This window comes from Thermococcus thioreducens (assembly GCF_002214545.1).
Lineage (GTDB): Archaea > Methanobacteriota_B > Thermococci > Thermococcales > Thermococcaceae > Thermococcus > Thermococcus thioreducens.
Genome location: NZ_CP015105.1, coordinates 1,293,687 through 1,314,470, shown reverse-complemented (window position 1 = coordinate 1,314,470; position 20,784 = coordinate 1,293,687). Strand labels below are relative to the sequence as shown.

Below are 20,784 nucleotides of genomic sequence, written 5' to 3'. Positions count from 1 at the left end.
AGTTCTGCGAAGAAAGGTTTTAAAAGTGTACTTTTCTACCCAAACGCGGGTAAAGAAAAAACGGTGATGCTCATGCTGAAAGTGGAAAATCTCCATGTTAAGGTTGCCGATAAGGAAATCCTGAAGGGAGTGGACTTTGAACTCGCATCGGGCGAGCTCCACGTCGTCATGGGGCCGAACGGCAGCGGAAAGTCCACGTTGGCTTTGACAATAGCAGGACACCCGAGGTACAGGGTTACGGACGGGAGAATACTGTTTGGAGGGGAGGACATAACCGGAGAAAAGCCCGAGGAGAGGGCCAGGAAGGGCATCTTCCTCAGCTTCCAGCACCCGGTTGAGGTGGAAGGGGTAAAGGTCATCAACTTCCTCCAGAGGACTCTGAAGAACCTGCAGGGGATAGACGAGGTCGAGGCCTACGACATGATATTCAAGGCCGTTGAGGATCTCGGCTTTGACAGTTCGATTCTCTCCAGGGAGCTCAACGTAGGCTTTTCAGGCGGTGAGAGGAAAAAGCTGGAGATGCTCCAAGCATATCTCGTGAGGCCCAAGCTTCTCATCCTCGACGAGCCGGACAGCGGAGTTGATGTGGATTCCCTCAAGGTCATCGCAGGGGTTATAGCCAAGCTGCACAGCGAGGGGACGGCGATACTCCTAATCACCCACTACGGAAGGATTCTGGAGTACCTGAACCCCCAGAGGGTGCACGTGCTGAAGGAGGGTAAACTCGTCGTCTCCGGCGGGATGGAGCTTGTAAAGCTCATAGAGGAGAAGGGCTTCGCGGCGGTGGAGGAAAATGGGACAGCAGTCAAGGCTTGAGGAGATACTCAAAGCTGGATCACTTGAGGAGATACTCGGGACGGCGGTACCATACCCCAAGGAGATAGAGCTCAAAGGAGAACTGACAAGGGACATGATCGAGGAGCTTTCGAGGATAAAGAACGAGCCGGAGTGGATGCTCAGGCACCGCCTGAAGGCCCTTGAGCTGTTCCAGAAGCTCCCGATGCCCAAGTGGGTCGTCGGTGTTGAGGAGCTCGACCTTGAGAACCTCACCCTTTACTCCAAGCCAGAGATAGGCAACGAAGTTAAAGACTGGGACGATCTGCCCGAGAACATCAGGAGAACCTTCGAGCGCTTAAATATACCCGAGATAGAGAAAAAGTTCCTCTCCGGCTTGACGGCGGTCTTCGACAGCGAGAGCGTTTACTCCAACTTAAAGGCCGAGTTCGAGAAGATGGGGATCATCATGCTCCCCATGGAGGAGGCTGTTCAGAAGTACCCCGACATTGTGAAGAAGTACTTCGGCAGGGTATTTCCGGCCGGAGAGCACAAGTTTTCGGCCTTACACCACGCCCTCTGGAGCGGTGGGGTCTTCGTTTACGTGCCGAAGGGTGTCAGAATCCCCTTCCCGGTCGAGGCTTTCTTCGTTATAGGCTCCGCATTGGAGGGGCAGTTCGAGCACACGCTTTTGGTCGCGGACGAGGGGAGCTACATACACTTCATTGAAGGCTGTTCGGCGCCGATGTACAAGGGCTTCTCCTTCCACGACGGCATGGTCGAGATTTACGCCCACAAAAACGCCACCGTCAAGTTCACCACGATACAGAACTGGAGCAGGAACGTCATCAACTTCAACAACAAGAGGGCAATAATAGAGGAAAACGCCTACGTCGAGTGGATTGAGGGCAGCATCGGCAGCCAGATAACCTACACCTACCCGTCAAGCGTCCTTAAGGGCGAGGGGGCGAGGACGGCTCAGTACGTAGTCTCGCTGAGCAACGGGCCCTACCTCAAGGACACCGGCGCCAAAACCTGGCATCTCGCTCCAAACACAAGCTCAAAGATAGTCTCCAAGAGCATAAGCGCCAACGGCGGCATAAACATATACCGCGGGCTGGTGAGGATCCTCAAGGGCGCGAAGAACTCCACCGCGACGGTCTCGTGTGACTCGCTAATCCTCGACGAGGAGAGCAAGGCGTATACCTATCCGCACAACCAGAGCGACGAGCCCACAGCGAGCATAATCCACGAGGCAACGACCGGGAAGCTCGGCGAGGACAAGCTCTTCTACATGAACTCGCGCGGTATAAGCGAGGAAGAGGCCAAGAGCCTCATAGTTCTCGGCTTCATCAGCGAAATCCTTGAGGGACTGCCCTTCGAGTACGTCGAGGTTCTCAAGAAGGTCATAGAGCTTGAGTTCAGCGAGGTCGGGGGTGTTGGCTGATGTTCATTGAGAGGGAAGCACTCGAAAGGCTAACCTACCAGAAGTACGGCGACAGCCCAACCATAAAGAGCTACACCAAGTGGAAGCTCTTCGAGGAGAACTCGCCGCTCAAACTGCCGACAGAGGCGGAAGCAGGGGACGTTCCGATAAAGGGGCACGTCGTTTTATCTGGAAGCGATGCCGAGTTTAGCCTTCCGTCCGGTGTTGAGCTGAGCGAGGGGACTTTAGGCCTCTCCCAGCCCGAAGAGTCGAGAATCCTCGGCTTCCACTTCTACGCCCTCAGGAAAGCGTACAGGCTGAGGATTACCAGAGACCTGGTGGAACCCCTCGTCATAGTCTCCCACCTCTCAGCTAAGGCATTCATCAGCCACCACATAAGCATCGAGGCCGAGAACGTCAGGGCCCCGATAATAATCTACGATTTAACTAAAGAAGGGACTAAATCCTTCGTGGTCGAGCTCAAAGCTAAGAACGCCGAGCTTGAGGTTCTGACCGTTGGAAGGCATAAGAGCCTTTCGCACTACCTCCTCAGGGCAAGCCTCGGGGGAGGAACCAGAGTTAAGGCATTCACGGTCATAAGCGCCGGGGAAATGAGCCACCACCGCGAGGACTACTCCCTTGAAGGGGCAAAGAGTGAGCTGATACTCAGGGGCATGCCCATAGCCATTGGAAGCTCGGTGGACTACCTCACTAACGTCCTCCAGTACGGCGAAAGGAGCAAAAGCGAGACGAGGGTTCACGGCTTTTCATACGAGAACGGCTGGACGGTTCACAGGGGGGTTGCGAAGGTCTTTGAGAGCGCCAAGAACTCATCGAGCGGTGTGGTCTCCCAGATAACCATAATGGACGAGGGTTCACTCGGCGTCAGCGTGCCGATGCTTGAGGTCGACACAGGAGAAATCGACTCAGCATTCCACTCCTCAGCTGTTAGACAGTTCGACGAGGACGCCCTCTTCTACCTGAGGTCGAGGGGACTCGACAGCGACGAGGCGATGAGCCTCTTCGTCCACGGCATTGGAGAGGCATTAAGCAGTCACCTCGAAAGGCTGAGGAGCAAGGCCAGAAGCGCCACCGTGGAGCTCGTTGGGGAGCTCCTATGAACTCTCTTTTATCTCCATTACGACGAAAGCTTTAAATCCTAATCGTGATTAGTACTAATCATGATTAGTGAATTTATTGACCGTGAAAACGAGCTTAAGTTGCTTGAAGAGCAGTGGGCGAATCTCCCTTCGTTTGTGGTCTTATACGGGAGGCGGAGGACGGGAAAAACCAGGCTTCTGGTCGAGTTTTCAAAGGGGAAGCGGGCGTTCTTTCACACATTTATGGAGGACACGCGGGAAAGGCAGATAAGGAAACTCCGGGAGGAACTGGCCGCATTTTTCAAAGATGAGCTGTTTCTGAGCCTCGACGACTGGTATTCCCTGTTCAGGTACCTATCATTAAAAATCGAGGAAAAAACGTTGATAATCCTCGACGAGTTCAGCTACGCCCTCAAGAGTGACAGGACGATACTAAGTGCCCTGCAGAGGGCCTGGGATCACGACCTCTCAAGAAAGCCGGTTATGCTGGTTTTGTCCGGCTCGCTCATAGGCATGATGGTCGATGAAGTCCTCAGCTATTCCTCCCCCCTCCATGGCAGGAGAACCGCGAGTTTTCGGCTCAGACCCCTTACCGTCTTCGACTCCCTTAAGTTCTTCAGCGATTTCAGAACTGGCCTGGAGCTGTACATGCTCATAGGGGGTATCCCCTCTTACCTTATAGTGGCTTCCAGATACGGTGACACCAAAACGTTCGTCGAGGAGAACTTTCTGAAGCCGGAGGGTTTCTTCTACGACGAGCCATACATCCTCCTCTCAGGGGAACTCAGGGAGCTGAAGACTTACTTCTCCATACTCTCCGCGATGGCCCACGGGAAAACCAGACCCTCGGAGATAGCAAGCTACGCCGGACTGGATGGGAGAAAAGTGTATCCCTATCTGGAGAACCTCATCCGCCTCGGTTTTGTGGAAAGGGAACTGCCGGTTGCAAAAAAGGAGAAGCGCGGTATCTACAGACTAAAAGACCCGATGCTGCTCACATGGTTTTCGATAGTGCCCAAGAACAGAACGGGCATAGAGCTAGGTCTCGTGACTTACGACGACGTTAAAGAAGACCTCCAGAGGGTTTTAGGGACTCGCTTTGAAGACGTCGCGAGGGAGTTTCTGATCGAGCTGAACAAAGCTGAGAAGCTGCCTTTTAAGTTCACCCGGATAGGCCGCTGGTGGCACAGGGGCGAGGAAATCGACCTGGTGGCAGAGGAGGGTAACATGAAAAAAGTCCTTCTTGTTGAAGTAAAGTGGAAAGACATGAGAAAACGGGAAGCCCGTGGAGTTCTGAAAGATTTGAAAAGGAAATTCAAACTTATGGGCCTCGAAGGATGGGAGGCGTATTTTGGTCTCATGGCAAGGAAAGTTGAGGGAAAATGGGGTCTGAAGGAAGAGGGTTTTAACGTGTGGGACCTTGATGATCTTGAGGTTCCGCGAGGTTAACACTTCCACTTTCACACCCAAGATTGTTTAATACTGTCCCTTCCCGTCCAGAAAAACCATATATAGGTTCGCTTCCAAAACCCTATGGTGTTGTTATGTCCTTGAAGGAAGTTCTGAAAGAGGAGCCCCACGTGGGCTACATGCTGGCCAACGAAGCGATCGTCAGGGCCGCGCTGGAGGCGGACGTCAAGGTAACGGCCTTCTACCCCGGTTCCCCCCAGACCGAGATTCTGGACACCTTTGACAGGGCCTCCCGCTACCGCGACGACATCGTGGTCGAGATAGCCGCGAACGAAAAGGTCGCCCTAGAGACCGTCGCAGGAGCGTCTTTCGTCGGTCTGAGGGGCTTCACCTCGATGAAGAGCGTCGGCGGAAACGTTGCCTCCGATACGCTCTACTCCCTTGCCTACACCGGCGTGAAAGCCGGCTTGGTGGTGGTCATAGCGGACGACCCCTACGCACACTCCTCCCAGTCGGAGCAAGACGGCAGGTGGTTCGGCTACACCGCTTACCTGCCAATGCTTGAGCCGGCAAATCCGCAGGAGGCCTATGATCTCGTCAGGAAGGCCTTCGAGATAAGCGAGAGGTACGGGAGCCCGGTTCTCGTCAGGACGACAACGAGGGTGAACCACCAGAGCGGCCTGGTGAATGTCAGGAAGCTTGAGAGGAAGCCCTTTGAAAGACTCTCCTGGAAGGAGAACCGGAGGGGCTACGCGACCGTGGGTTCCCTCGCGAGGAAGTTCAAGGCGGAGCTTTTGAAAAAAGTTGAAAAAATGAAGGACGACCCCGAGTTACTGGCCTTAAACCGCGTCGAGTTCTTCGATGGAAAGGAGCTCAGAAAGGCAAAGCCAGAAGAAGTGAATGGAATAGGCATCATAACCTCCGGCGTCCCGTACTCCTATGTCCTTGAGAGCCTTGAAAAGCTCGGTGGTGAAGCTTACATCCTAAAGCTCGGAGTTCTTAATCCCCTTCCGGAGAAGCTCATCGGCGACTTCGTAGAGGGGCTCGATAAGGTCATCGTCGTCGAGGAGCTTTCGCCGTACATCGAGGGCTTCGTGAGGGAAATCGCCAAGGACAGGAACCCGGGGCTTGAGATCATCGGCAAGAAGAGCGGCCACTTCCTTGAGATGCTGGAGTACAACGTGCCGATAGTCATAAAGGTTCTCGCGGAGGTTCTTGGGAAAAACCTGCCATTCGACTACGAGGGACACTTCAGGAAGATGTGGGAGCTCGCCAAGTTCGCCCCGCCGAGGATGCCGACCTTCTGCGCCGGCTGTCCCCACAGGGCCACCTTCTGGACGCTCAGAAGGGCGATGGGCAGGATAGAAAACTACTACCTCGCCAACGATATCGGCTGCTATTCCATGCTGGCCCTTGAGCACATCGGCTGGACGGACTCCCTCCTGGCCATGGGCGCTTCCCTCGGCATAGCCCACGGCGTCCAGCATTCGGCCGAGGAGAGAGTTGTAGCAGTTGTCGGCGATTCAACTTTCTTCCACGCGGCTTTACCGGGCATAGTCAACGCGATCAGAAACAACTCCAAGATGACGCTGATAATCCTCGACAACGCGGTAACGGCCATGACTGGCCAGCAGGCCCACCCGGGCAGTCCGAAGAAGGTCAACCAGTACGAGAAGAGGCTCGACATAGAGGCCGTTCTGAGGGGGCTGGGCATAGAGAAGATAGTCGTCGTTGACTCATTCCAGGCGAGGAAGAACATAGGCAAGTTCAGAGAGGCTTTGAAGTACGACGGCCTCTCCGTGATAATATCCCGCGGGGAGTGTGCCCTCTACCACTTCCGCGAATACCGCCGTGCCGGGGGGAAGATAGTCCCCTACTTCGTGGACAAGGACGCCTGTGAGAGGGCCTACAACTGCATCCGCGACTTCGGATGTCCGGCAATAGTCATCGACGAGAACGATAAGAAGGCCAAGATACTCCCGGAGGTCTGCGTCGGCTGCGGCGTCTGCGCCCAGCTCTGTCCACACAACGCGATCCACTCGACGGCAGTCCTCTACGGTGGCGAAGATAAGCCGTACGTGACGGTTGAGGACTACCGCGAGCTGGAAAAGCTCATCGGGAGGGAAGGAGAATGAACGTCATCTACTGCGGCGTCGGCGGACAGGGCATAGTGCTGATGTCCAACATAGTGGGGGAGGCCTGTGCCCGGAAGGGGATTCACGTCGTCAGCGGCGAGCTACACGGTCTCTCCCAGAGGAGCGGTTCGGTGATAGTCCACCAGCGCATAGGTGAGGGCATATCACCCCTCATACCCTACGGCGAGGCGGACGTTATCTTAGCCCTTGAGCCGATGGAGGCGCTTAGGTACATCTACTTCCTCAAACCCGGAGGAACGGTCATAACGAACACGCGCCTCATCCACCACCCATACGAGACTGAAGGATTCGTGAAGGGCAGGATTGACAAGTACGTCACCTACGACGAGATAGTCGGCAAGATAAGGGAATCGGGGGCGGAGCTCTATGAGATAGACGCCCTCAAGCTCGCCGAAGAGGCCGGCACTGCCTTAGCCCAGAACGTTGTCCTCGTCGGTGCCCTCAGCGCCCTTCCCGGGTTCCCGATAGACAGGGAAACCATGCTCGAAGCAGTTAAGGCCAGCGTGCCCGAGAGGGCCGTTGAGGCAAACATAAGGGCATTTGGACTGGGTTATGATGCCATGAAAAGGTCTTTATGATTCTTTTCCCATTTTTACCGGTGATGTGAATGAAGGTTGCCGTTGTGACTGGAGCTTCAAGGGGTATTGGGAAAGCCATTGCCGAAGCACTCGCAGATGAGCGTTACACACTTGCTTTGGGGGCAAGGAGCGTTGAAACCTTAAGAGAAATTGCCGAGACGCTTCCAACGGATGTTTTTTACGACTACCTCGATGTATCAGATGCCGAGAGCGTCGTGCGCTTTGCGGAACGGGTTCTGGATCGCTTTGGGGGCGTTGACCTCGTTGTGGCAAACGCGGGGGTAGGATATTTCGGCAGGCTGGACGAAATACAAGAGAAAGATTTTGAGGCAATGGTTCAGGTAAACCTTCTGGGCCTTTGGAGAACAGTGAAGGCTTTTCTGCCCAGTCTCAAGAGAAGAAGGGGCCAGGTTGTAGCGGTCACTTCCGACGTGTCTGCCAGGGTATTTCCAGGGGGAGGTGCATACACCTCCACAAAATGGGGGGCCCGCGCGCTGCTCCGTGTTTTTCAGATGGAGAACCCGGAGGTCAGATTCTTGGAGCTGAGGCCCGGTGCCACCGACACATACTTTGCGGGCAGTAAACCCGGGAAACCCCGGGAGCAGGGCTTCCTAAAGCCGGAAGAGATAGCTCGGGCTCTGATATGTCTTCTTAAACTTCCAGAAGACGTTCGCGTGGAAGAGCTTATGCTCCGTTCGGTGTATCAGGAGCCGAAGTTTTGAGATTGGCGGGGGTGGCGGCAATGGAACACCTCAAATACTCCGGGATAGCCGGCGTTGTAGTATACTGGCTCTTTGTCGCATGGAGCATAGACAAAAACCCCTGGTTTTCCTTCTGGAGCAACGCCCTGAGCGACCTGGGTTCGCCAGAAATGGCTATGGCTTCATGGATATACAACTACGGCCTCATTGTCACGGCAGTTTTCATGGTGGCCTTCTCGGTTTATCTGATTCTCTCCGCAGGGAACAAGCTCCAAACCGTTGGAGGGGCTTACATAAGCATCTCAGCAATATTTCTCGCACTCATCGGGGTCTTCCACGCCGGCACAAGGCCCCACTCCTTCGTCTCGACATACTTCTTCGTCCAGTTCTTCCTGGGGATGCTCCTCTACGGAGTGGGTTCGAAAGAGAAGGCCATCCGGTATGGTTCCGTCCTGCTCTTCGCACTGGCAGTGCTGGGGACGCTCGTAAACTGGCCCTCGGTGGCGCTGATAGAGACATATGAGATAGCCTTGATAATGGCTTTCACTCTACTGGTTGCAATTAAGGACTGAAAGCGTTCCTGCTTTACCTTTTCCACTTTGAAAACACAACTGTTATAAATCATGGCGACTAACTTCATCTATAAGTCACTTGCCATTTCTTCTTGGTTTTTTACCGCTTCGTGACTGGAAGAGAGTGTTTAAGATGAAAGGAAAAACGATAGCGGGCCTTGCCCTGCTTTTGGGAATTGTGATGGTCGGGGCCTTTATCTCGGGCTGTATCGACCAGGGAAACGCTACCGAGACCGGAACCAAAACCGGGGGGACCACGTCCCAGCCCACCACAACTTCACCGGACATCTCGGAGGAAGAAAAATACCAGAACAACCTTTTGAAAGCGATCGCCACATACGATGCGGAGATTGTGGATATTGAAAGCAGACTTAAGCCTTCTACGCTGAGCGGTCTGGCTGAGGAGACCAAGGCACTTGAGCGCGATGCGACGCACTCGACCGGAAGGGAAAAGACTCTGTTGCTGGAAAAGCTGGCGTATTTGAAGTCTCTCCAGCTGGCAGAGCTCAGGAATTTAATTGTTATAAGCGCCGTTGAGACGGCCTACTGGGAGAACGCCACCACGGGCGAGCCGATAGAAGGGTTTTACAGAGAAGACGGGAAGCTCTTCATCGTGGATAACGGAAAGATGGTGCCCCTGAGCAGGGACGAAATGGTGGCCAGGATGATGGAGCTCACCAAGGGCTATGAAACCCGGAGCATGGAGATATATCACTTCGGCAGCGGTTCGCTCCTTCAAATTCGCGAGGGAGGCAGAACCGTGGGGGCCGGTCAGCTGGCAGTTGTCAGGATAAGTGTTCCGAAGAAGGGTTTCATGATCCAGGCCCTTGGGGACTCACCCGGAATCATGCGCCTCATTGACCCCGGCACCGGAAGGACCGTCCTGCGGGTCAAACCCGATGGAAACGGGGTTTATCAGGTTCCGCCGGTGAACACCACACTTGTTGGCATAGCTGACGACGAAGGCTTCTGTTACCGGCCTCTTCCACTCGACAGCAACACCATGAACACAATTCCTGAGGAGCCGGAAGACCCCCTGATATGTCCATCACCGGGACTGGCGCCCTTCATCTTTGAGCCCGGCACCAGGGACGTCACCGTCGAGCCTGTTCCCTTCGAGGATGCCTACCTCACCGGAAAGACCTACGGCGGGATAACCTTTGAGCTTGCAGTGGCACCCCTTGGAATGCTTGGAAGGAACGGAACCGTGCTCCTCGTGGGTGTTCCGGAGAACGGGACTGGGATACGGGTTCTCAGCAACTCATCAAAGCCCGGGGTCATGGTGCTCATGGATCCCAAAACCGGAAGGGAGATAGACAGGATAACGCCCGACAAGAAGGGAATTTACCGGATACCTGGAATAGATGGAGAGGTCATAGGCTTTGTGGCGAAGGCAGACCCTCCGAACGGAGGCTTCTGTTACCGGCCGCTTGAACTCAACATCAACACAACACTTGAACCCATGGAGATCTGCGAGGAAGAGTTCACGATGATGCCAATCATCTTCGAGCCGTCAACCAACGAGACCTTTGAACCGGTTTCAAGCCAGAGGGCAGACCTCAAACAGTTGGCGGAGCAGCTCGTGAACTTCAGGGCCGAGACCGGAAGGTTTGCCGCAGGAGCCACGGGAGCAGGATGGGTAAGGGATGCACCCGTGGGTGAGCGGGTGAACGACATCAGAGGGGTTACCCCGATGAAAACCGGTGAGTACACCGCCTTCCGCATGGAGCGCGGGAACACAGCCCCGTTCCTTAAGGGCATCCTTGGAGACTTCGGTACCGGACCCTTTAACCCCGCGCCGCTTCCCGAGTTCAGGTACATCAACGTAACGGACTTTGGAACTGGCCCGTTCATCCCGCCCGTTGAGCTGGCGGTTATGGATTCGGGCGGAGAGGTTTTCGTGGCTGTGGCCGGCCCGGCTATGACATCAAAGATGCCGCCTGAGTACCTCGGAGGAACGTTCCTCGAAGTGTGGACGGGCAGAAACCCCCAGACGGGTAAGGAGATTTCCGTGATTGCCCTCAAGGTTCTCGACGAGAACGGAAAGGTCTCAATCAGGGCAATGACGGTGGTCAGGGACAAACCCGTCAGAATCGGCGTCTTCGCTCCGGGCAACGGGGGGAGCAGCTGATAAAACATTAAAAGGGAGACGTCAACCGTCCCCATCAGCCTTTTTCTGTGCCATTTCCTTGATTAACGATCGGCCCGTTGATTGTGCCGATGTAGTACGCCTGGAGTGCCTCGTAGTCGTTCTGGTTGTGTTCAAGGAAAAAGACCTCGGTCGCGTTTGTGCCGCAGTATTTCAGTATTGCATCCCTGCCGCCGGGGTGGGTGTCTATCAGCGACGTGACGTTGTAGACCCTGTTTTCGACTACGACCCAGCAGTCGTTTTCGCTGCTGTGCTTCGCGACCTCTTCGAGGGTCAGCACTGCTGTGGCCTGGACGCTTCCTAACGCCAACCGCCCCGTGCCGAAGGCGGTAAATCCTGCCACCACGAGGAGCACCGTGAGGACTGTCCAGGCCCCGACGAGTGTCCTTCTGGCCTTTTCTGTTTTCAGCCTCTCCGTTCTGTTCGCAATAACGAGGAGGCCCGCCGCAGTGTGGACGTAAAAGAGGGGGATGAAGAGGTACGACGCTATGGTGTGGACTCTCCTGGCAGTTTCGTAGCTCATCAGAGACCCAAGGGTTGACGTCGGGTCGTTCATTGCCAGGCCGGTTACCATCAGTGCCAGACTGGCCGCTATCAGCAGCTCCCCCGATGCTATGAGCACCTTGGTTACGCGCTTCACCCTTTCACCTCAGCACTCTTTGCAGGTACTTATGCCCAGGAGTTTATAAATTGCACAGAAGCCGGTAAGTCCGGTCACCAGTGCGATGAGGCCGACTATCAAAAGCACGGTCTCGTAGGGCACGTTCATGCCCGCCCATATGCCGAGCAGTACTATTCCTATAACTATCCTCAAAAGCCTGTCGAGGGTTCCCTCGTTCCGCTCCATTAAAATCACCTCGATTTTTAGAAAATTTCGAAATGGTTATATTTATTTCCCAGGAAATTGAAGGCAAAAACCTTCAAAATGAAGGTGGTTTTATGGACGAACGCGACCTGCTGATATACCGCCTGCTGAGGAAGAACGGCAGGATGAAGGTGTCCGAGATAGCGAGGGAGCTGGGGATAAGCCACCCCTCCGCGAGGGAGAGGCTTGAAAAGCTGGAGAGGCGGGGGGACTTAAGGGTTCAGGCACTGCTGAACATCAGGAAGAGGAACTTTGTCTCCGCGGTGGTGAACCTCAAGGTTCGGAGCATGGACGAGGCCGAGAAGCTGGCCGATGTTTTTGCAAGGTGCCCGAGAACGGTCTTCGTCGCCACGACAACCGGTAAGTACAACCTAAACCTGGCTCTCATAGCGGAGAGCTACTCTGCCCTTGAGGCTACCATAGAAAACACGATACGGCCCATGGAGTCGGTTAAGGAGATGGACGTCTCCCTCGGTTCGTCTCCAGCCTATCCAGAGTTCGTTGACTTCAAGCTGGAGCCGACGAGGAAAGTTGCCCCCTGCGGGAAGGTCTGCACGGAGTGCTACATCTACGGCAAGAAATGTATGGGCTGTCCGGCGACGGTTTACTTCATGGGGTTGGTGGGAGGGGGAGGGATTAGACTCCCTCTGTCTTCTCCCTCAGTCTCTCCCTTACCTCCTCCCTTATTGGCCTTAGAGCTTTAGCGTACTTCTCAAGGGTCCTGAAAAGCCGTTCAACCCGTTCTCTGTACTTCTCGTCCTTCAGCTCTTCACCATCGAACAGGTCGTCGACGTTGTAGAAGAGAACCTGCCCGACCGGCAGCATGCGGTAGTTCACGCTGGCAAGTCTAAGCTCCTGGAGAAGCCTCACTCCTCCGGTAACGCTGGAGACGGTGACAATACCCACTGGAAGGGCCTCGTATTCGTCATATATCGTGTCGAGGAGGATCTTCAGCTCCCCGGGGTAGCTCCCGTTGTATTCTGGAGCAACTATGACAAGGGCATCGGCCTCAAGGATTTTGTTCCTGTAGACCTCCATCTCGGGCGTTACCTTCCAGCGGTGGGTGTAGGCCAGGAGGTAGTCCCTGACGTCTATAAGCTCGGCCTCCCAGCCGAGTGCCCCGGCCTTCTTCACGAGGTATTTCGCGACTTTCTCACTCTTCCGTCCTTCCCTTGCCGTTCCGAGAATTATCTTGACCTTCATCCTATCACCTGAATTGGTTCGCTTTTAAGATATTTAAATTTGTCCTTCAAAATGAGATGCTTCAGATTCTGAAACTTTTCACTTTGTTAGGCAAACCTATATAAGTTAGGCTCGCCAACATAATGCCGAGGTGAATCCCATGGTGAAGGTTGGAGAAATCGTCCCTGACTTCGAGGCCGATGCGTACCTCCCCGAGAAGGACGACATCGGGAAGGTCAGGCTTTCGGACTACAGGGGCAAGTGGGTTGTCCTTGCCTTTTACCCGGCTGACTTCACCTTCGTCTGCCCGACGGAGCTTGAGGAGCTGGCCGACTATTACGAGGAGTTCAAGAAGGAAGGGGCTGAGATACTCAGCGTTTCGACCGATACCGCCTACGTCCACAAGGCCTGGCACGACACATCGCCAGCTATAAAGAAGATAAGATACCCCATGCTCGCCGACCCTGCTGGAAAAATAAGCCGGCTCTTTGGAACCTACATAGAGGACGAGGGCGTTTCATGGAGGGCGACCTTCATAATAGACCCCGACGGAAAGGTCGTCCACATGGAGATGCACGACCTCAGCATAGGCAGGAGCGCAAAGGAGATCCTCAGGAGGCTCAAGGCTTCCAAGTACGTGAGGGAGCACCCCGGTCAGGTCTGCCCGGCGAGCTGGGAGCCCGGCAAGGAGACACTGGAGGTCAGCCTCGACCTGGTAGGGAAGATATGATGGATCTTTCCATTCTGTAAATTTTTCTACCATATTTTTGTCAGGATGGACTCAAGCTTTCACCCCTTTTCACAGATTTGGGAAATTCGGCAGGTTTTCATATCTCGGGATGCTTTCTTCGAACCCTTCTGGTTTGACACGTGGCATATTTTGTTGAGGATACGGCATGCCCTCCGTCCATTTTACGAAACTTCGATTTGGCAAAAATAAAACTCATAAGCCACCCTATGAATTTTAGATTGACCTAAAAAATTGGAGGTGAACCCATGAGCGTTGGTGCCTTCCTCATAACCTTCAGAGAGGCCCTTGAGGCGGCCATAATAGTGGCGATAATAATAGCCTACCTGAGAAGAACCAACAGGGCGAACCAGATAAAGGACGTGTGGATAGGGACTGCTCTTTCAGTTGGCTTTAGCCTGCTCCTTGGGATAGGTATACTGAAGTTCTACGGGGGCCTGGCCGAGAAGGAGCTCTTCGAGGGGATTGCTTCGTACCTCGCCGTGATAGTTCTCACCAGCATGATATACTGGATGGCGACCAAGGGAAAGGACATAAGGGCGGAAATAGAGAGCAAGGTGAGCAAGTCAATAGCCCCCCTGGCCCTAATAGGATTCACGTTCATCGTTGTCTTCAGGGAGGGGCTTGAGACGGTTCTCTTCCTCACGCCATTCATGACCCGGGACCTGACCGGAACACTCATCGGCCTCGGCGCCGGATTGGCGGGGGCACTCGTGCTGGCCTACCTGATATACGGGGTTGGCATGCGCATAGACCTTAGGAGGTTCTTCTACTTCAGCTCAATACTGCTTGTGTTCGTGGCGGCCGGTCTTGCGGGCTACGGCACTCACGAGCTTATCGAGTGGGCTGAGGAGGAGGGCTACTCCCTGGGTGTGTTTGCTACCCAAGCCTACGACCTTGGGATTCCGAGCGATAGCATCTGGCACCACAAGGGAGCCATCGGTTCAATCTTCGCTGTGCTCTTCGGATACTCCGTGAGCATGGAGTGGGGGAGGGTGATAGTTCAGTTCGGATACCTTATAGTTGCCCTCTACCTCGTGCTGAGGGCCTACGGCAAGGGGCCGGCACTGAACCGCGAGAAAAAGGCCGCGGAGAGCGCGGCCTGAGTTATTCATTTTTGGCCCGCAATGAATAAAAAGGGTGAAATTGATTTCAGCTTAGGTGTGGAAGATGGATGTGGATGGCTTCAGGAGGATAGCCCTCGTTGGGGCAAGCCCGAACCCGGACAAGTACGGCAACGTAATACTCAGGGATCTACTTGAAAAGGGCTTTGAGGTTCTTCTGGTTAATCCCAAGTATGACGAGATTGAAGGCCTCAGGTGCTACAGGAGCGTTCGGGAACTTCCGAAGGACGTTGACGTTATAGTCTTCGTCGTTCCGCCCCACGTTGGGCTTCAGGTCGCAAAGGAAGCCGTTGAAGCGGGTTTCAAGAGGCTCTGGTTCCAGCCGGGGGCGGAGAGCGATGAGATAGCCAGGTTTCTCGATGAGAAAGGTGTGGAGTACAGCTTTTGGAAATGCATAATGGTAGAAACTTCGGGCTGAAAGGAGGTGGCTGGCATGGAGTTCTACTACGTCAAGCGTTTTGACGAGGATCTCGACTTCCTCTGGGAGCGCTTCAAGAAAAAGCTGGAGGAAGCGGGCTTTCTGCTCATCGGTGAGCGCATTCCGGTAGCTATAACCGAGACGGAAAGCGGGATAATAGCCGACTACCACCTTCTCTTCATCTGCCACAGCGAGCTTGTTGAGGAGCTGGTAAAGATAGACCCCAACATAGGTGCCCTGCTCCCGTGCACCGGCTTCGGCTACAGGACTGAGGAGGGCAACTACCTCGGCGTTACCCTGCCGAGCGTCGCCTGGAAGATTGCAGGAGAGAAGGTTGTCGAGCTGATGAGGCCCATGGAGGAGCAGGTGAAGGAAATCATAGACTCCCTTTAATTTTCACTTTTGCTTATACGTTCGGCTTCCGGTTTCCATTCTGGCAACGATAAGCCCCATAAGCTTTCCCCCTTAGCTTCTATCGGTGATGCAAATGACCGAAGTCGTGTTGAAGATACCTAACATGAGCTGCAAGCACTGCGTTATGAGAATAACCAAGGCGATAGAGAGCGTTGGGGCAAGGGGCGAAGTCAGCCTTGAGGAAAAGAAGGCCGTTGTCCAGTTCGACCCCGGAAAGGTTCGCCTGGAGGACATAGTCAGGGCCATCGAAAGGTACGGCTACGAAGTGGAGGTGGCCTGAATGCCGATTGACCCCGTCTGCGGAATGGAGGTGAGTGAGGACACCGGACTTAAGGTCGAGTACGGCGGGAAGGTCTACTACTTCTGCTCCCCGGGATGCAAGGCGGAGTTCGAGGCAAACCCCAAAAAATACGCCGGAACTGAGGGTATGGGGCATTCCCATCGCTCCCGCCACGGGCACCACAGAGGGCACCGCATGGGTGGTTGCCACCACTGACTTTTTTCATTTTATCCCATGTTAATTTTGGGCATCTTGTGTGATCAGGTGCTACGCCCCTTTTTTTCGTGTGAACAACGTTTATAAACCTTGTTGCGGTGTTAGACCTCATGACACACCACCACGGGTATATTGGGGCACTCCTGGCCGCGTTCTTGTTCGGGATTAGCTCGACCCTAAACAAAATAGCACTGGAGAACGTCCACCCGCTCGTGGTAGCGGGGAGCATATACCTCACCGCGGGAGTGGTTTTAATGGTCATTCGGTATACTCCCGTTAAGGACAGAATACTGGAGCAGCTAAAATCCAAAGTGGCGACGCAGGACTCCTTTTCCCGTAAAGACTTTCTGCTTCTGGGAGTTATAGCACTGTTCGGCTCTTTTTTGGCACCCCTGTTATTCATGTTTGGGCTGGACAGGACAACGGCGGTCAATGCCTCCCTGCTCCTCAATACCGAGACGCTGTTTACGGTCATACTTGCGCTCCTCCTTTTTGGAGAAAAGATATCACGCAGAGGGGCCATCGGTATTCTTTTTATCTTAGTTGGAGCCGTTGTTGTCTCGACGGAGTCCCTTGTGGGGGTTCATCTCACGGAAGGGCTTCTGGGCAACGCCCTGGTTGTGCTGGCAAGTCTTTCATGGGCTATAGACAACAATCTCAGCAAGCTCTTGAGCCTCAAGAGGGATCTGCTGTTGGTGACTTCCCTAAAAGGGTTACTGGGCGGAAGTGCTCTCCTGTCTTTGGCCGTATTGTTTAGTATCCCCCTGGATATCCCCCTTGAAAGCCTTCCGTATCTCTTAACCGTTGGTTCGCTCAGCATTGGATTCTCCATTGTGCTGTTCCTTTTTGCCCTGAGGGAAATTGGTGCCATGAAAACAGGAGCAATATTTGCCACGTCTTCCTTGATGGGCGCCGTTACTGCCTTTTTGGTTCTTGGGGAGAGCTTTACGGGAATAAAAGCGATTTTCGGAATGGTTATGCTTGTGGGAGTATATCTTCTCTCAGAATGAAAGCAGTCAGCGGCGAATCGTTTTGTGTTTTCAGTTTCTTTTTTAGTTTTCATTCACTTTCGAAATGACAAAGTTTATAAAACATTTGCACAATTGCTCAAATGTAGAGGTGATTTATGATGACGGAAGTGTGTAAGGTGTATGAGGAACACCTGGATAAAATCTTGGAAGCCCAGGCAAAAATTCCAGAGGAGGAGGCTGTATTGGAAGCGGCGGACTTTTTCGACGCCCTCGGGAACCCCACGAGGCTCAAAATCCTGCTCGCGCTTATGGAAGCGGGGGAGCTCTGCACCTGTGACCTCTCTGCGATAACGAAACTTTCAGTTTCGGCGATTTCTCACCAGCTCCGCATCCTCAAGGACAGAAAGATAGTCGCCTACCGCAAGGACGGCAAGAACGTGTTCTACCGTCTCGACGACGAGCACATCAGGGAGATTTTGAGGATAGCGATTGAGCACCTTTCGGAGGTGAAGTGATGGCTACCAAACTCAAGCTTGAAGGACTCGACTGCGCTAGCTGTGCATACGAGATAGAGGAGGCCCTCAAGAAGGAGGGCTTTGAGTTTGCGCTGGTCAACTTCACCACCAAGGAGGCCATCATAGAGGGTGACGTTGAGAAGGCCAAAGAGATTATCAAGAAGGTCGAGCCGGACGTTGAGGTCATGGAAGCTGACGAGCACGGCCATGAACACGACCACGGACACGGCCATGAGCACGGTGGGGGTGACTTCAGAAAAACGGTGTACCAGATCGGAGTTTCCCTGGCCCTGTTTGCAATAGGCATAGTAATGCGCTACTACTACGGCATAGACGACGCTTTTGTCTTCGGCATCTTCCTCGCCAGCTACCTCATCTCCGGCTGGAGGGTTCTTAGGAGTGCAGTCGTCAACTCCATCCACGGCAACGTCTTTGACGAGAACTTCCTTATCGCGATAGCCACTATAGGCGCTTTCCTCATCAGGGAGTATCCAGAGGGAGTTGCGGTGATGCTCTTCTACGTCGTGGGAGAGTTCTTCCAGGACCTGGCAGTGGACAGGTCAAGGCGCTCCATAAAGGCCCTGCTTGCCCTCAAGGCAGATTATGCAAACCTGCTTAGAGACGGGGACGTAGTCCGGGTAAAGCCCGAGGAGCTGAAGGTTGGGGACGTTATCATCATCAAGCCCGGTGAGAGGGTTCCCGTTGATGGAGTTATCATCGAGGGTGAGTCGACCGTCGACACCTCCGCTTTAACCGGTGAGAGCGTTCCCAGGACGGTGAAGGAAGGGGAGGAAATCCTATCCGGCATGGTCAACCTATCGGGCGTCCTCAAAGTGCAGGTGACCAAGGGGCTGAAGGAATCAACCATTTCCCGCATCCTTGAGCTCGTCGAGAACGCGAGCGCGAGAAAGGCCAAGACGGAGAAGTTCATAACGCGCTTCGCCCACTACTACACTCCTGCAGTTGTGGGCATAGCTGCACTTATAGCCATAGTCCCTCCGCTTATCACCGGAGACCCGTTCACCCCGTGGATCTACAGGGCCCTGGTGATACTCGTTATCTCGTGCCCGTGTGCGCTTGTTCTGTCGATTCCGCTCGGCTACTTCGGCGGCATAGGCAGGGCAGCGAGGGAGGGAATCCTCGTCAAGGGCTCCAACTACCTCGATGCACTCAAGGAAGCGAGCATAGTGGCCTTTGACAAGACCGGGACGCTGACCAAGGGGGTCTTCAAGGTCACCCGAGTGGAGACGAGGAACGGCTTCAGCGAGGAGGAAATCATCAGATTCGCGGCCCTGGCGGAGGCCCACTCGAACCACCCGATTGCCAAGGCTATACGTGAAGCTTACGGTGAGGAGATCAACGAGGCGGAGATAGTCGAGTACGAGGAGATAGCCGGACACGGCGTCAGGGCGAGGATTGACGGGACGGAGGTCCTTGTCGGAAACGACAGGCTTCTCCACAGGTTCAAGGTCGAGCACGACACGTGCAGGGTTAAGGGGACGGTGGCCCACGTCGTCATCAACGGGAAGTACGCCGGCTACATAATAATCTCGGACGAGATAAAGGATGACGCCCCGCTCGCTGTGAAGGAGCTGAAGCGCCTCGGGATCAAGAAGGTCGTCATGGTCACGGGAGACAACAAAGACGTTGCCGGGGAGATAGCGAGGCATCTCAACTTAGACGGCTTCTACGCGGAGCTGTTGCCGGAGGACAAGGTGAGGGTCATAGAGGAGCTTGAGAAAGAGGCAGAGGGAAAGGTCGTCTTCGTGGGCGACGGAATAAACGATGCTCCCGTCCTGGCCAGGGCGGACGTTGGCGTTGCGATGGGCGCGCTCGGAAGCGATGCGGCGATAGAGACTGCCGATGTCGTCATAATGGACGACAAGCCGTCCAAGCTGCCGAGGGGCATCAGGATAGCGAGAAAGACGCAGAGGATAGTATGGCAGAACATAATCTTTGCCTTAGCGGTCAAACTGTCCTTCATAGGCCTCGGAATCCTTGGAGAGGCGACGATGTGGGAGGCGGTCTTTGCGGACGTCGGCGTTGCCCTCATAGCGGTCTTCAACGCGATGAGGATTCTGAGGTGAATCTCTTTTTCCATTTTAAACCAGAGTAAGCTGTTTTTACTCGCATGTTCTAACTAACTTCATTTAAATTTTTGTCGCGTTTTTGTATAAAAATACTTTTATATCATCAGAAGTATTGAATAATGGTGATTCCAATGGCAAACTTTGGACTATGGTGGGTTAGATGGAATGGCTCGGATTATGAATCGAGGATGACTGGAACCCTGGAGGAATTTAAGGGGCTTGGTTTTGACTATGCCGTAATCCTCGGACAACCGGCTCATATCCAGTATACAGGGAACGCTGAAACTGATGCATACAATCTCTCAGAGTATTTGAGTGATCACTTGAACATGCCATACTACGTTACAATACCCTTTTTTACGCCTTCAAAAACTCCGCGCGGCAATATAACCGGAAACTTTGAAGGATCCTACTGGGAAAGGTGGATTTATGTGTTCACAGGTTCTTCAGATCCCAATCTAAAGGGATTCTACTGGAGTCTTGAGAATGCGTGGATATTCAAACAGGATCAACTAAACATAAAGAAAGGCATCTCTCACGAACTCATTAAGGCAATGTCTCAAAAAATACATGACGCAGGATTTAAGTTCATCTGGATTCCAAGCGCATCCACCCCGTATCTTGAGGGTACAAACATCTTCCCACTCAATACTTCAGGGTGTCATAACTGCCCAGGTGCTTACGAGTTCTTTGACTACATCTTTGTGCAACCAAACTATTATTTAGCCAAGGGTGTACCGAATATTTCGGGATACAATGACTTCAAAGAGTACCTAAGAAAGCTCGAAAGTCTGAAGTCAAGCCATCATGCATGGAATGTTTACCTTGAAATGGAAGCCGACGAATGTGTTATCGGAAGTGGAGGGAACTGCAGAACATGCAGCAACACTTTAAATTGCACAAAACTGGCGGGCGATTATATAAAAGTTCAACTGGATGTTCTCGGGAAGAGATACACTCAGAGAGCATACTACTTTGGAGTAACCTTTGACGTTGTTAAACATGTTGATTCCTACTGCAGAAGCAATTTGGGGGTTCCGTATGTATAAAAAAGTGGGAGTTGGGCTTTTTCTTTTTTTATCGCTCTTTATTACA

At 53.6% G+C, this 20,784-nt stretch carries 23 protein-coding genes; 20 read left to right on the top strand and 3 right to left on the bottom strand.

What is annotated here, in order from left to right; genetic code table 11:
• Window positions 1-72 precede the first annotated feature (72 nt).
• From sufC to A3L14_RS07200, 9 genes are all read left to right on the top strand, one after another.
• Complete coding sequence (gene sufC / locus A3L14_RS07240; RefSeq protein ID WP_055429753.1) at window positions 73-816, top strand: Fe-S cluster assembly ATPase SufC; 744 nt, start codon at window positions 73-75, stop codon at window positions 814-816.
• On the top strand, window positions 794-2,221 hold the full coding sequence (gene sufB, locus A3L14_RS07235) for a Fe-S cluster assembly protein SufB (RefSeq protein WP_055429752.1): 1,428 nt from the start codon (window positions 794-796) through the stop codon (window positions 2,219-2,221). Before sufC ends, sufB begins: the two co-directional genes overlap by 23 nt.
• Window positions 2,221-3,321, top strand: a complete 1,101-nt coding sequence (locus A3L14_RS07230) for a SufD family Fe-S cluster assembly protein (protein ID WP_055429751.1) — start codon at window positions 2,221-2,223, stop codon at window positions 3,319-3,321. Before sufB ends, A3L14_RS07230 begins: the two co-directional genes overlap by 1 nt.
• A 60-nt stretch (window positions 3,322-3,381) precedes the next feature.
• The gene (locus tag A3L14_RS07225; RefSeq protein WP_055429750.1) at window positions 3,382-4,749 is read left to right on the top strand and encodes an ATP-binding protein; all 1,368 of its coding nucleotides are present in this window, start codon (window positions 3,382-3,384) and stop codon (window positions 4,747-4,749) included.
• 95 nt (window positions 4,750-4,844) lie between these two features.
• Window positions 4,845-6,845 carry a thiamine pyrophosphate-dependent enzyme gene (locus A3L14_RS07220; protein ID WP_055429749.1) on the top strand — a complete coding sequence of 667 codons (2,001 nt, stop codon included), beginning with the start codon at window positions 4,845-4,847 and terminating at the stop codon, window positions 6,843-6,845.
• Entirely contained in the window at window positions 6,842-7,444 is a 603-nt protein-coding gene (gene iorB, locus A3L14_RS07215; RefSeq protein ID WP_055429748.1) for an indolepyruvate ferredoxin oxidoreductase subunit beta, read from the top strand. The genes A3L14_RS07220 and iorB overlap by 4 nt, the downstream gene beginning before the upstream one ends.
• A 29-nt stretch (window positions 7,445-7,473) precedes the next feature.
• Window positions 7,474-8,166, top strand: coding sequence for an SDR family oxidoreductase (locus tag A3L14_RS07210; protein WP_055429747.1), 693 nt, complete (start codon window positions 7,474-7,476; stop codon window positions 8,164-8,166).
• Between the two features lie 20 nt (window positions 8,167-8,186).
• The gene (locus A3L14_RS07205; RefSeq protein WP_055429746.1) at window positions 8,187-8,717 is read left to right on the top strand and encodes a DUF998 domain-containing protein; all 531 of its coding nucleotides are present in this window, start codon (window positions 8,187-8,189) and stop codon (window positions 8,715-8,717) included.
• Between the two features lie 133 nt (window positions 8,718-8,850).
• Window positions 8,851-10,848: a hypothetical protein gene (locus tag A3L14_RS07200; RefSeq protein ID WP_055429745.1), complete on the top strand. Its 1,998-nt coding sequence runs from the start codon at window positions 8,851-8,853 to the stop codon at window positions 10,846-10,848.
• Between the two features lie 34 nt (window positions 10,849-10,882).
• On the opposite strand, the gene A3L14_RS07195 is transcribed toward A3L14_RS07200, so the two are convergent.
• Window positions 10,883-11,506, bottom strand: coding sequence for a cytochrome b5 domain-containing protein (locus A3L14_RS07195; protein WP_055429744.1), 624 nt, complete (start codon window positions 11,504-11,506; stop codon window positions 10,883-10,885).
• A gap of 9 nt (window positions 11,507-11,515) precedes the next feature.
• Window positions 11,516-11,713 (bottom strand): YgaP family membrane protein, encoded by a 198-nt coding sequence (locus tag A3L14_RS07190; RefSeq protein WP_013467686.1) that lies wholly within the window; start codon window positions 11,711-11,713, stop codon window positions 11,516-11,518.
• 92 nt (window positions 11,714-11,805) lie between these two features.
• Here A3L14_RS07190 and A3L14_RS07185 point away from each other — a divergent pair, with 92 nt between their 5' ends.
• Window positions 11,806-12,435 (top strand): Lrp/AsnC family transcriptional regulator, encoded by a 630-nt coding sequence (locus A3L14_RS07185; RefSeq protein ID WP_055429743.1) that lies wholly within the window; start codon window positions 11,806-11,808, stop codon window positions 12,433-12,435.
• Here A3L14_RS07185 and A3L14_RS07180 read toward each other — a convergent pair.
• Entirely contained in the window at window positions 12,368-12,934 is a 567-nt protein-coding gene (locus A3L14_RS07180) for an NADPH-dependent FMN reductase (RefSeq protein WP_055429742.1), read from the bottom strand. The genes A3L14_RS07185 and A3L14_RS07180 overlap by 68 nt on opposite strands.
• A 139-nt stretch (window positions 12,935-13,073) precedes the next feature.
• On the opposite strand from A3L14_RS07180, the gene A3L14_RS07175 reads away from it, so the two are divergent.
• The 10 genes from A3L14_RS07175 (at window position 13,074) to A3L14_RS07130 (ending at window position 20,738) form a co-directional block, all read left to right on the top strand.
• A complete protein-coding gene (locus A3L14_RS07175; RefSeq protein ID WP_055429741.1) occupies window positions 13,074-13,643 on the top strand; it encodes a peroxiredoxin in 570 nt (189 codons plus the stop codon).
• Window positions 13,644-13,909: 266 nt separating this feature from the next.
• On the top strand, window positions 13,910-14,767 hold the full coding sequence (locus A3L14_RS07170) for an FTR1 family iron permease (protein ID WP_055429740.1): 858 nt from the start codon (window positions 13,910-13,912) through the stop codon (window positions 14,765-14,767).
• Window positions 14,768-14,831: 64 nt separating this feature from the next.
• Window positions 14,832-15,203, top strand: coding sequence for a CoA-binding protein (locus A3L14_RS07165; RefSeq protein ID WP_055429739.1), 372 nt, complete (start codon window positions 14,832-14,834; stop codon window positions 15,201-15,203).
• A gap of 15 nt (window positions 15,204-15,218) precedes the next feature.
• Window positions 15,219-15,596: a DUF302 domain-containing protein gene (locus A3L14_RS07160; protein WP_055429738.1), complete on the top strand. Its 378-nt coding sequence runs from the start codon at window positions 15,219-15,221 to the stop codon at window positions 15,594-15,596.
• A gap of 94 nt (window positions 15,597-15,690) precedes the next feature.
• Window positions 15,691-15,897, top strand: coding sequence for a heavy-metal-associated domain-containing protein (locus A3L14_RS07155; protein WP_055429737.1), 207 nt, complete (start codon window positions 15,691-15,693; stop codon window positions 15,895-15,897).
• Complete coding sequence (locus tag A3L14_RS07150; protein ID WP_055429736.1) at window positions 15,898-16,113, top strand: YHS domain-containing protein; 216 nt, start codon at window positions 15,898-15,900, stop codon at window positions 16,111-16,113.
• A gap of 110 nt (window positions 16,114-16,223) precedes the next feature.
• Window positions 16,224-17,123, top strand: coding sequence for a DMT family transporter (locus tag A3L14_RS07145; protein ID WP_055429735.1), 900 nt, complete (start codon window positions 16,224-16,226; stop codon window positions 17,121-17,123).
• 119 nt (window positions 17,124-17,242) lie between these two features.
• Window positions 17,243-17,599, top strand: a complete 357-nt coding sequence (locus A3L14_RS07140; RefSeq protein WP_055429734.1) for an ArsR/SmtB family transcription factor — start codon at window positions 17,243-17,245, stop codon at window positions 17,597-17,599.
• Window positions 17,599-19,686 carry a heavy metal translocating P-type ATPase gene (locus tag A3L14_RS07135; RefSeq protein ID WP_074631176.1) on the top strand — a complete coding sequence of 696 codons (2,088 nt, stop codon included), beginning with the start codon at window positions 17,599-17,601 and terminating at the stop codon, window positions 19,684-19,686. Before A3L14_RS07140 ends, A3L14_RS07135 begins: the two co-directional genes overlap by 1 nt.
• A gap of 125 nt (window positions 19,687-19,811) precedes the next feature.
• Window positions 19,812-20,738 carry a DUF4855 domain-containing protein gene (locus A3L14_RS07130; RefSeq protein WP_157726984.1) on the top strand — a complete coding sequence of 309 codons (927 nt, stop codon included), beginning with the start codon at window positions 19,812-19,814 and terminating at the stop codon, window positions 20,736-20,738.
• Window positions 20,739-20,784: the final 46 nt, after the last annotated feature.